Genomic DNA, 10,054 nt, shown 5'->3' on the forward strand with positions numbered 1-10,054 from the left:
CAGACTCTATATAGTGATGACAAAGAGTCTGTTTATTTCATCGCCAGTGCCAATTGATAGAGAGCATTTTTCTTTACGCCGTGAATTTCTGCGGCGATGGCACAAGCTTTCTTCGGTTTCATTTCACCAAGTAATAATTTCAAGGTTTTGATTGCTACCTCGGGTATGTCGTTGGGGTCGATATGCGCGCCTTCAATGATTAACACCATCTCACCTTTCAACTGATTAGGATCTTCATTTAACCAGGTTAAAATATTGGCGGCCGTGTCAGCATGTATGGTTTCAAAGGTTTTGGTTAGCTCTCTGGCGATAACGATTTGTCGCTCACCGCCGAGCACATCATTAATGTCTTGTACCGTATCGATGGCACGCCGTGGAGCGTCGTAAAAGACCATAGTTCTTGGCTCAGAGGCAAGTTCATTCAGTTTGCTTTGGCGAGCGCCCGATTTTGATGGTAAAAACCCTTCAAAAGTAAAGCGGTCGGTGGGTAAACCGGCAACAGACAACGCCGCAATGGCAGCACAAGCGCCCGGGACGGGAACTACTGTAAGGTTTTGCTCTCTAAGATAGCGCACCACATGAAAACCGGGATCAGAAATAAGTGGCGTACCGGCATCGGACACCAAAGCAATACTCTTGCCTTGCTGTAATAATTCGGCCACATATTCTTGCCTCTGCCGTTCATTATGATCGTGCAAAGATAGAGTTTTATTCTTGATATTATAGGCCGATAGCAATCGGCCGGTGTGGCGGGTATCTTCACAAGCGATTAAGTCTACCTGGCTTAACACTTCTATCGCCCGTTGGCTAAGATCTAATAAATTGCCTATTGGCGTTGCAACCACATAAAAAGTGCTTGGGTTCACAGTAATTTGACTCATAAATTTTTATACCAACTAAAGACAGCTATTGCTCAACAGCGAGCAGGCATTTATTATAATACTAATTATATTTACGGACCAATTGCCGGTGACAAAAATTATCCATTCAGTTTGCAAATTTCCCTTATTTCTTTGTTTTTGCTTAGTAACCTTGCTTTTTGGTTGTAGCACACCAACAAGTGACAAAAAAATAGCACCGCCCGCAGCGCCAACCGAACAGATTGAAGTCATTGCACCAACACAATTAAGCGGTGATAGATTAGTTGCCAAGGCCAAAAATGAAGAAAACCAGCAAGCAATCGTTTTTCTTTTACAAGCCGCGACGCAATACATAAAAGAACAACAATTGGCAAAGGCCCTGCATATAAGTGCGCAATTGCGAAAACTGCCTTTAACCTTAGGTCAAAACAATTATAACCAATTAAATATCGTTCAAGTGTTGTTTGAATCTGGCGAAGTTGAATTGGCGGCAAAACAATTACTAGCAATTGAGACCAGTACCCCGTCTAAGCGCCATTTATTCTTATTAGCCAACATTAAAGTCCAACAGGGCTTATTGGTAAAAGGCATTATTAGCTACCTAAACTATTATCAGCAATTCCCTTTTACCGATACTGAGCAAGTTTACTACCTGAATTCATTATTTGCACAATTAACGCCCTGGCAATTTAAGGCATTAGAGAAATCTACTGCCACGCATTTATCCGGCTGGCTAGCCTTTGCTAAAATCGTGGCGACATATGGCCATGAGCCGAAAGACTTAACTAGCAACTTAAGCAGATGGCAGCGCAGCTTTCCTGCTCACCCGGCAACAGTATTAGTAAGCGGTTTAAACAGCAAAGGCATAGAGTTTAACGACAGCAGAGCAATTGAAAACATTAGTGTGCTTTTGCCTTTGTCGGGGCGAGAAGAGCCGTTAGGAAAAGCCATTCAAGCAGGCATACTCGCCGCATATCAGTTACAAAACGCAAATACAGGAAAGTCGCGCAATATTCGTTTTTATGATACCAATGCAAAACCTATGGCCGACATCGTTGCCCAACTACACCTGCAGCAACCTGATTTTGTCATTGGCCCTTTACTAAAGCAGCATGTGGATGATTATTTGCTCGCCGATGGCAGTGCTCTAACAGTTGCTACAGCACCAGCTGAGAACAATAAAGTTGCATTAATGCCAAAAGAGCACAACTGGACCACGCTATTATTGAATTTGCCAGAACATGGGAATTTAACCGAACAACAATTTGCGTTATCCATGCTGCCAGAAGACGAGGCTAAACAAGCCGCGTTTTCATTAAGTCAAAAAGGCTTTAACAGTGCCATCATTCTCAGTCAAAATACCGCGATTGGCAAACGTATGGCGACAAGCTTCGCGGAGCAATGGCAATTACAAACCGAGATTAAACCGAGCATCATCTATTACCCCAGCGGTAAGCAAATGCAAACCGTGGTAAAAAAAGGTCTGGATGTTCATCTCTCTGACGAACGTATTTATTTAATGCGCAATCGCATTAAAGAAAACCTGAAAGCAGAAGCTCGAAATCGCCGTGATATCGATATGATATATATGTTTGCTACACCCGATCAAGCAAGGTTGTTAAAACCTTATATCGATGTCAACATTAGCCCCTTTGCCAATGCAATACCTATGTATGCCAGCTCTCGTAGCCATAACATAGACTCAAATAGTAATACCCGTCGCGACTTAAATGGCTTAACATTCACTGAGATCCCCTGGTTACTCAATGCCCAACAAGTGAATCAAAATTTGGCGGTTGAAGCCAAACAACTGTGGCCAGGTCGCAGCAGTCAACTGGAGCGTATTTATGCCATGGGTATCGACAGTATGCAGTTAGTTGATAAGGTAGATGATATGCAGTTAATTCCTATGTTACGCCATAAGGGTGAAACAGGGACATTACAAATGAACGCTAACCGTATTATCAGCCGCAGTTTTTCCTGGGGTAAATACCGCTCATCGAGAGTGCAAAGTGTCAACCTTGACTGAGTCATTAAACAATAGCAAACAACAAGGCAGCTTCTATGAGCAGGCTGCGCTAAACTATTTATTGGAACAACAGCTCGAGCTGATCGAAAAAAATTTTCAATGTAGGTTTGGTGAAATTGATTTAATTATGCAAGATCGGAACACGCTGGTTTTTATCGAAGTGAAATATCGTAAATCAGCACACTTTGGTGACCCGCTGGAAATGGTATCAAAGACCAAACAACGAAAAATATGCAAAACAGCGCAAGTTTTTCTGCAAAAACAAGGGATGAACGAATATAATACCTTTTGCAGATTTGATGTAGTATCGATAAAAGGCCCGGCAGCGTCTACTGAAATTACCTGGCTCAAGAATGCCTTTAATGGAGTTTAAAAATGTTAGAACGTGTAAAACACAATTTTCGCGAAAGTATTGAAACCAAAATTGCCGCCAGTGAAGAACTTCCGGTTGCCATCGAAAAAGGCGGCATGGTTTTGGTGGAATGCTTACTGGGTGGCCATAAAATTTTAACCTGTGGTAATGGTGGCTCTGCTGGCGATGCCCAACACTTTTCTTCGGAATTGTTAAATCGTTATGAAACTGAACGGCCAAGCTTACCTGCGATAGCACTTACCACCGATAGCTCAACCATCACCTCCATTGCCAATGACTACTCCTATGAAGAAGTATTCTCTAAACAAGTGCGTGCTCTGGGTAACGCCGGTGATATCTTATTGGCGATTTCCACCAGTGGTAATTCGAAAAATGTGATCAAAGCGATTGAAGCCTCGGTGGCCAGAGATATGAAAATTATCGCCTTAACCGGTAACGATGGTGGTGAAATTGCAGGTTTGCTTGGTGAAAACGATGTTGAAATTCGCGTACCATCTACGCGTACTGCTCGTATCCAGGAAGTACACCTGTTGGTCATTCACTGCTTATGTGAAATTATCGATACCACTCTTTTTCCGCAAGCGGAAAGCTAACAATAAATATTTTAACCATTTAAAAATAGAAGTATCACCATGAAAAAAATAGCCATCGCATTAATCAGTTTAACTTTACTGCAGGGTTGTGCCGTTGCCCTGTTAGCGGGTGCCGGTGCCGGTGCCGCATCTTATCATGATCGCCGTACTTTAGGATCACAGGTTGATGACCAGTCGATTGAAGTTAAAGCCTATAGTTTGCTTGCCGACGACAAGGCTCTTGATGAGCAAACCAGAATCCAGATTGTTAGCCTAAATGGCACGGTTTTGGTGGTTGGCCAGGCGCCAACAAAACAATTAAAAGACAAAGTGATAACAACGATTTCGGGAATTCAGGGCATAACTAAACTGCATAATCAAATTCGCATTGCCCGTTTAACGACGATGGGAACGCGCACCAATGACACCTGGTTAACCACCAAAGTGAAAACCGAATTATTAGCGTCAGATAAAATTGACGGTACTGCCATTAAAGTGGTTACCGAAGACTCTGAAGTGTTCCTGATGGGCTTAGTGAAAGCCAATGAAGCGAATATCGCCGTAAATATTGTTCGCAATGTCACAGGCGTTGCCCGTGTTTATAAGGCGTTTCAGGCGATATAGGGACGAGAAACGAGAAACTAAAGCTTTGCTCTTCGTTTCTCGCATAAAAAAGCCGGTCGCAGACCGGCTTTTTTGTGTTCTCAGAAAAGTCATTAGCTAATGACTTTTCGACCTTCTACTTTACGATTGATAAACTCGGCTTGCCTTTCTTTTCCGGCTTAACCGCTTCGACTTCTTCAATGCCATCAGCATCGGCTTCGGGATAATCAACGGAAAAAGATGAACCTACACCATTTTCTCTGGCGTATATAGCCCCTACGGCTTCAAAAGGAACATAAAGATGTTCCACTTTTCCACCAAAGCGCGCCGAAAACTCGATGACCTCACCAGCCATTGAAATAGCCCCCAAAGATGCAGGGGAAATATTTAAAATAATTTGGCCATCTTCAATATATTGCTCTGGCACCATTACATTAGGGTAGTTGGCATCAACGGCAATATATGGCGTTAGCTCGTTATCTAAAATCCAATCGTAAAAAGCCCTGATTAAATAGGGCTTGTTTGACGTCATTTCTACAGACATAAACGGCTATTATGCTGGACGACCAAAACGTAATTCACGTTCTGCTTCGGTTAATGATGCCTGAAATGATTCTCTATCAAACAAACGTAACATATAGTTTTTCAACTCTTTGCTACCTTGGCCCGATAATTCAATACCAAATGCAGGTAAACGCCATAATAGCGGAGCAAGGTAACAATCTACCAGGCTGAACTCTTCACTCATGAAATACGGGGCTTCATTTAATACTGGAGCTATGCTTAACAAGCTCTCACGCAATTCCTGACGGGCGCTGTCAGCAGCTTCGGCTGAGCCTGAAATAATCGTTAAAGCAAGGCTATACCAGTCACTTTCGATGCGATGCATCATCAAACGGCTACGGCCACGAGCAACAGGATATACCGGCATTAATGGTGGATGAGGAAAACGCTCATCTAAGTATTCCATAATGATTTTAGCTTCATAAAGCGCTAATTCACGGTCAATTAATGTAGGTACGGTTCCGTATGGATTTAAGTCGATTAAATCTTCAGGTAAGTTATCCATTTCCACTAAATGTATATCAACGCCTACGCCTTTTTCAGCTAATACGATACGTGCCTGGTGGCTATACATATCATCAGCGTGTGAAAACAGGGTCATTACCGAACGTTTGTTGGCGGCTACAGCCATATATCCTCCAAAGAGTTTGTCAAATAGTTGTATTAAGCAATACAACCAGGTTGTGCAAATATTGCAACAAGGTCATAACAGACAATTTAATTGTTATCAGTTACGACAAAGGGGCTATCTACTAATATCACTTAGCCAGTGACAAAAGTATAGCCCCAAATTTATCATCTTAAGATAAAAATATTAGTGCACGTCGCGCCAATATTCTTTCTTCAATAAGTAACTAAAGATAAATAGGATCACTAAGAAACCCAGTACCCAGTAACCTAAACGGTGACGCTCAACTTTACTCGGTTCACCGGTATATTCTAAAAAGTTAACTAAGTCACGAACCACAACGTCGTATTCAGCTGGTGTTAATTCACCTGGCTGAGTCAGCACAAGATCCGAATTGGCAAGCGGACGTTGTTGATCAGCGGGTAATTTCAACATCGCTTTTGCTTCATCCGATAACTCTTGTACACCTTGTAACTGTTGGAAAACATGCGGCATACCAACATCTTTAAAGACAATGTTATTGACGCCAAATGGACGATCACCATCACTGTAAAAAGAACGAAGGTAAGTGTATAACCAGTCGCTGCTTCTGAAACGAGTCACTAGCGTTAAATCTGGTGGCGCAGAACCAAACCAGGATTCAGCTTCTTTTTTCGGCATGGTATTGGTCATGTGATCACCCACTTTTTCACCGGTGAACATCAAGGTAGCAATGCCTTCTTCTTCATCGATATCTAAATCGGCAAAAGTACGGTTATAACGTTGATATTGTAACTCATGACAACCTAAACAATTATTGACGTAGGTACTAGCACCATTGCGTAAAGATTGTTTGTCAGTAATGTCATTGTTGGCGTGGTCTAATGGACCACCGCCGCCTGCAGCTAGCGCCAAAGAAGGTACTAGCGTTAATAGAGCAATTATTATTTTTTTCATTATTTAGTCACCCTTTCTGGAACCGGCTTAGTATTCTCATCTTTCGAGTAGAACCAAAGCGCTACGAAGAAACCAAAATAACCAAGTGTGGCAATTCGACCAATCAAGTTTGCAAGGTCAGAGGCTGGCATCGTACCTAATACACCTAACACGATAAAACAAATCGTGAACTGAACCAGGTTAGCAAAGTGAGCCTTGCTGCGGAAACGGAACGATTTAACCGTGCCTCTGTCAAACCATGGCAGGGCAAATAGCATACCGATAGCTGCGAACATGCCTAACATGCCGATTAATTTATCTGGGATAACACGTAAAATGGTGTAGAACGGACCAAAATACCATACTGGCACTATGTGCTCAGGAGTCTTCAAACCATTGGCAGGCGTAAAGTTCGGCGCCTCAAGGAAGTAACCACCACCTTCCGGAGCAAAGAACATTACCCAGCAGAACAATAGTAAGAAACCAACAACACCCATAATGTCTTTTACCGAATAGTACGGGTGGAATGGTATCGCATCGACAATATCGTATTTGTCGGTATACGCTTTATGGAAAGTAAATTTACTTTTCTCACTGTCACTCACACTACCTTTCTTCTTCTTAATGTCGGTACCTTCAGGGTTGTTTGATCCCACTTCGTGCAGCGCTAAAATGTGCAAGAATACCAGGATAACCAATACCAGAGGTAAAGCGATAACGTGTAAAGCGAAGAAACGATTTAACGTAGCGCCAGAGATAACATAGTCACCACGGATCCAGGTAGTCAAGTCATCACCAATCACCGGAATTGCACCAAATAATGAAATAATTACCTGTGCGCCCCAGTAACTCATGTTACCCCAAGGCAATAAGTAACCCATGAATGCTTCAGCCATCAACACTAAGTAGATCAACATACCGAAGATCCACAACAATTCACGTGGTTTTTGGTATGAGCCGTACATTAAGCCACGGTACATGTGTAAATAAACAACGATGAAAAATGCCGACGCACCAGTTGAATGCATATAACGTAATAACCAACCGTAGTCGACATCACGCATGATATATTCAACAGAAGCAAATGCCCCTTCACCTGAAGGTACATAGTTCATTGTTAACCAAATGCCGGTAACGATTTGGTTCACTAGTACTAACATGGCCAGTGAGCCAAAGAAGTACCAGAAGTTAAAGTTTTTCGGTGCCGGGTACTGGGCTAAATGCTTATTCCAGCAGTCGGTGACCGGTAAACGCTTGTCGATCCAAGCCATAAAATTAGCAAACATTATGCATCTCCTTTGCCGATACCAATAATTAAGGTACCTTCAGATGGGAAAGAATGCTCTGGAACCACCAAATTAAGTGGTGCTGGAACACCTGCAAAAACGCGACCAGCCATATCAAATTTTGAACCGTGACATGGACAAAAGAAACCGTAATCTACGCCTTCAACCTGTTCAGAAAAATCGCCTTTGTGATACGTTGGGGCACAACCTAAGTGAGTACATACACCTTCAGCGACTAGAAATTCTGGGTTAATTGAGCGATGCTGATTTTTAGCATACGCAGGTTGTTGTGCTTCAGCAGATTGCGGGTCACGCAATTGATCTTCAACAATTGATAAGCTATCAATGATTTCTTGGCTACGACGTACGATATACACTGGTTTGCCACGGTATTCCGCACGAATTAACTGACCAGTAGCAATCTTGCTAACATTTACTTCAACTGGAGCACCGGCAGCTTTCGCCTTGGCACTTGGATTCCAGGAAGCAATGAATGGCACAGCAGCACCTGCAACGCCTGCAGCACCAACTACCGAAGTAGCAGCGGTCAGGAAACGTCGACGGCCGTTGTTCACGGGCGCATTGCTCATTTCATTTCTCCAATATTTAATAGACACATTTTTAGAATTTGTTTTTATATAACAACACTTTACGTCGCTATTATGGCTGCACCTTGTATTTTATTAGCAAACGTAAACTAAAGATGACAAAAGGCAGTAAAAAAATTTTGTCTATGATAAAGAATTGGGCGTTTTTTTACAAGATAAAACCTTACCTTAACTGCGCTTATTTTGGAGTAATACAGGCATTTTATTGTGCTATCGCAAAGTTATGGAAAATAAAGTGAGTTATGAAGAATTGGTTGAGAGAATGTGCAAAAAAAAACCGACGCAAGCGTCGGTTTTTGTATTCGATAAGTTGATACCCGAAGGTAAATATTAACGTTTTGAGAATTGTGGACGTTTACGCGCTTTGTGTAAACCAACTTTCTTACGTTCAACTTTACGAGCATCACGAGTTACATAACCAGCTTTACGTAAACCTGAACGTAAAGTTTCGTCGAACTGCATTAATGCACGAGTGATGCCGTGACGGATTGCACCGGCTTGACCAGAAATACCACCACCAACTACCGTGATGTTAAGATCAAACTTTTCAACCATTTCAACTAATTCAAGTGGTTGACGAACAACCATACGAGCTGTTGGACGACCGAAGTATACTTCGATGTCACGATTGTTAATTGTGATTGCACCGTTACCAGCTTTCATAAACACACGAGCTACAGAGCTCTTGCGACGACCAGTACCGTAATATTGATTATCAGCCATTGTCTATAACTCCAAAACTTTAGGTTGTTGTGCAGTATGCTTGTGCTCAGCACCAGCGTACACTTTTAATTTACGGAACATGTCACGACCTAGAGGGCCTTTTGGTAACATGCCTTTAACGGCAAACTCAATTGGACGTTCTGGAGCTTTATCAATTAGCTTCTCGAAGCTGATTTGTTTAAGGCCACCAACGAATTCAGTGTGCGAGTAGTAAATTTTGCCTTTCGCTTTGTTACCAGTTACTTTGACTTTGTCGGCATTGATAACAACAACATAATCGCCAACATCAACACTTGGAGTGTATTCTGGCTTGTGCTTGCCACGCAAAATGCTGGCAATTTGAGTAGAGATACGGCCTAAAGTTTTACCTTCAGCGTCCACTACGAACCATTCGCGTTGTACGCTTTCTGGTTTAGCTGTAAAAGTTTTCATTAAAAAACCCATTTTAAATAAAGTTACATAAATTAGTAATTAGTCACCCAATTACCGGTTTAAATAGGCTGCGCTATTACCCCTTCGAGTATCGAGCCCGGTGCTTTTTCAAGCGTAGTAACGTTGGGAGCCGCGATTATATAGATAAATGAATAAAAGATCACCTATATTTTTAAAATATAGGGAGTTTTTTACTTTTTTTCGTAAAAACATTAAAAAAGAACATGCAGACCACAACTTCGTTGTTTTCTTAGTTCTAGAAACGGGAAACGAGAAACGAAGAGCCATTGTTTCTAAGCACGTTTTGAATTTAGGAGGTCCCGTTCAACAGCATAACGGGATGCCTGTTATTAGCTTTTGTCAAATTTCTAAGCTGGAAAAGCTATGTTTGGATCATATTTTTTGTGATTCACCATTATCTGGTACGCTATCCTCAATATCTTTTTCGCAAGAATGCAAAG

Annotated in this window: 13 protein-coding genes; 5 read left to right on the forward strand and 8 right to left on the reverse strand. The window is 42.0% G+C overall.

Annotated features, from left to right (window positions below; genetic code table 11):
• Window positions 1–32: 32 nt before the first annotated feature.
• Complete coding sequence (gene rsmI, locus ND16A_RS17930; RefSeq protein WP_033075821.1) at window positions 33–881, reverse strand: 16S rRNA (cytidine(1402)-2'-O)-methyltransferase; 849 nt, start codon at window positions 879–881, stop codon at window positions 33–35.
• Between the two features lie 151 nt (window positions 882–1,032).
• On the opposite strand from rsmI, the gene ND16A_RS17925 reads away from it, so the two are divergent.
• The 4 genes from ND16A_RS17925 to ND16A_RS17910 are packed head-to-tail and all read left to right on the forward strand — an operon-like array spanning window position 1,033 to window position 4,458.
• On the forward strand, window positions 1,033–2,889 hold the full coding sequence (locus ND16A_RS17925; protein WP_033075822.1) for a penicillin-binding protein activator: 1,857 nt from the start codon (window positions 1,033–1,035) through the stop codon (window positions 2,887–2,889).
• The gene (locus ND16A_RS17920; RefSeq protein ID WP_052072778.1) at window positions 2,882–3,262 is read left to right on the forward strand and encodes a YraN family protein; all 381 of its coding nucleotides are present in this window, start codon (window positions 2,882–2,884) and stop codon (window positions 3,260–3,262) included. The genes ND16A_RS17925 and ND16A_RS17920 overlap by 8 nt, the downstream gene beginning before the upstream one ends.
• A gap of 2 nt (window positions 3,263–3,264) precedes the next feature.
• Window positions 3,265–3,855 (forward strand): phosphoheptose isomerase, encoded by a 591-nt coding sequence (locus ND16A_RS17915; RefSeq protein WP_033075824.1) that lies wholly within the window; start codon window positions 3,265–3,267, stop codon window positions 3,853–3,855.
• 39 nt (window positions 3,856–3,894) lie between these two features.
• Complete coding sequence (locus tag ND16A_RS17910) at window positions 3,895–4,458, forward strand: BON domain-containing protein (protein ID WP_033075825.1); 564 nt, start codon at window positions 3,895–3,897, stop codon at window positions 4,456–4,458.
• Window positions 4,459–4,573: 115 nt separating this feature from the next.
• Here the strand turns inward: ND16A_RS17910 and ND16A_RS17905 are convergent, their stop codons facing one another.
• The 7 genes from ND16A_RS17905 to rplM form a co-directional block, all read right to left on the reverse strand.
• Complete coding sequence (locus tag ND16A_RS17905; protein WP_033075846.1) at window positions 4,574–4,969, reverse strand: ClpXP protease specificity-enhancing factor; 396 nt, start codon at window positions 4,967–4,969, stop codon at window positions 4,574–4,576.
• 21 nt (window positions 4,970–4,990) lie between these two features.
• Window positions 4,991–5,632 (reverse strand): stringent starvation protein SspA, encoded by a 642-nt coding sequence (sspA, locus tag ND16A_RS17900; protein WP_033075826.1) that lies wholly within the window; start codon window positions 5,630–5,632, stop codon window positions 4,991–4,993.
• Window positions 5,633–5,815: 183 nt separating this feature from the next.
• On the reverse strand, window positions 5,816–6,565 hold the full coding sequence (locus tag ND16A_RS17895; RefSeq protein WP_033075827.1) for a cytochrome c1: 750 nt from the start codon (window positions 6,563–6,565) through the stop codon (window positions 5,816–5,818).
• On the reverse strand, window positions 6,565–7,830 hold the full coding sequence (locus ND16A_RS17890) for a cytochrome b (RefSeq protein WP_033075828.1): 1,266 nt from the start codon (window positions 7,828–7,830) through the stop codon (window positions 6,565–6,567). Before ND16A_RS17890 ends, ND16A_RS17895 begins: the two co-directional genes overlap by 1 nt.
• Window positions 7,830–8,420, reverse strand: a complete 591-nt coding sequence (petA, locus tag ND16A_RS17885; RefSeq protein WP_033075829.1) for a ubiquinol-cytochrome c reductase iron-sulfur subunit — start codon at window positions 8,418–8,420, stop codon at window positions 7,830–7,832. The genes ND16A_RS17890 and petA overlap by 1 nt, the downstream gene beginning before the upstream one ends.
• 348 nt (window positions 8,421–8,768) lie before the next feature.
• Window positions 8,769–9,161, reverse strand: a complete 393-nt coding sequence (gene rpsI, locus ND16A_RS21440; protein ID WP_033075830.1) for a 30S ribosomal protein S9 — start codon at window positions 9,159–9,161, stop codon at window positions 8,769–8,771.
• Between the two features lie 3 nt (window positions 9,162–9,164).
• Window positions 9,165–9,593 (reverse strand): 50S ribosomal protein L13, encoded by a 429-nt coding sequence (gene rplM / locus ND16A_RS21445; RefSeq protein WP_033075831.1) that lies wholly within the window; start codon window positions 9,591–9,593, stop codon window positions 9,165–9,167.
• A 148-nt stretch (window positions 9,594–9,741) separates the two neighbouring features.
• On the opposite strand from rplM, the gene ND16A_RS21595 reads away from it, so the two are divergent.
• Window positions 9,742–10,054: hypothetical protein (locus tag ND16A_RS21595; protein ID WP_235281924.1), on the forward strand; the 313-nt coding region annotated here is incomplete at its 3' end.

Origin of the sequence: Thalassotalea sp. ND16A (genome assembly GCF_000764205.1) — a bacterium.
Classification (GTDB): Bacteria; Pseudomonadota; Gammaproteobacteria; order Enterobacterales; family Alteromonadaceae; genus Thalassotalea_A.